1 protein-coding gene is annotated in these 1,275 nt (G+C 66.1%); it reads left to right on the top strand.

Going from position 1 to position 1,275, the window contains the following annotated elements:
- Positions 1-56 precede the first annotated feature (56 nt).
- Positions 57-1,234 (top strand): IS3 family transposase gene (locus AUV08_RS08950; protein WP_141920053.1). Its coding sequence is split into 2 segments (ribosomal slippage): positions 57-315 and positions 315-1,234, totalling 1,179 coding nucleotides; the frame shifts between segments, so codons are not numbered across the junction.
- The last annotated feature ends 41 nt before the right edge of the window (positions 1,235-1,275 follow it).

Raw genomic sequence — 1,275 nt, 5'->3', positions numbered from 1 at the left:
CTGGGGTGTGACACTTCTTGTAGACGGTCGTTACCAGGAAGGAACGACAGGCAGAGATGTCTACGAATCGCAGGAAGTTCACTGAGGAGTTCAAGGCCGACGCGGTCCAGCTCGTCGTGCAGGGCGGCCGCCCGATCGCGCAGGTCGCGCGGGAGTTGGAGATCAACGAGAGCTCGCTCGGGTACTGGGTGAAGGCGTATCGGGCCCAGCACCCCGACCCGGAGACGGCGCCGCCACCGGTGGAGGCCGCGCGGATCGCACGGTTGGAAGCGGAGAACCGGCGGCTCGCGGAGGAGAACGCGTTCTTGAAAAAAGCCGCGGCCTTCTTCGCGAAGGAGCAGCGGTGAGCGAGAAGTTCACGCTGATGCACGCGGAGAAGGCCACCTTCACGATCGAGCTGATGGCGCGCCTGCTCAGCGTCTCACGCGCCGGCTACTACGCGTGGGCGAAGCGGCGGGACACGATCCCGCCGACCACGGCGCGGAGGGTGTGGCTGTCTGGTGTGATCACGCAGATCCACGACGACTCGCACGGGGTGAACGGGTTCCGGCGGGTGCTCGCCGAATTGTCTCGCCGCGGGATCGCCGCGTCGGAGGGTCTGGTCCGCAAGATCATGCGGGAGGCGGGGATCTTCGGGATCCAGCCCCGCTCCAAGAAGCGCACCACGATCCCCGCCGACGACGTGGTGACCCGCCCCGATCTGCTCAAGCGGGACTTCACCGCCGACCGGCCCGGGGTCCGCTTCGTCGGCGACATCACCTACCTGCGCACCGGGGAAGGGTGGCTGTATCTGGCGACGGTGATCGACCTGTTCAACCGTGAGGTCGTGGGCTGGTCGATGGCTGAGCACATGCGCACCGAGCTGATCGGCGACGCCCTCACGATGGCCCATACCCACGGGCGCATCGAGTCGGGCGCTCTGTTCCACTCGGACCGCGGAAGCCAGTACACCTCTGACGAGTACGCCAAGCTCGCGGGCCGTTTCGGGGTGCGGTTGTCGGTGGGGAGGACCGGGGTGTGCTGGGACAACTCGGTCGCCGAATCGTGGTTCTCGATGCTCAAGAACGAGATGTACTACCGGCAGTCCTTCGCGACCCGGCGGCGAGCGAGATTCGCCGTGATGCAGTACATAGAGGTGTTCTACAACCGCCGCCGGCTGCACTCCACCCTCGGCTACCGCACCCCCGCCGAGACCCGGGCCGCCTACTACGCCCAGACCGCAACCGCGGCCTGAAATCCACAAAGAGATCGTCTACGAAGCTTGACACAGCCCAA

The organism is Micrococcus sp. CH7, assembly GCF_001595485.1.
GTDB classification, from domain to species: Bacteria; Actinomycetota; Actinomycetes; order Actinomycetales; family Micrococcaceae; genus Micrococcus; species Micrococcus luteus.
Note: the sequence above shows the minus strand (reverse complement) of the source record. Positions and strands in the feature narration are given on the sequence as shown.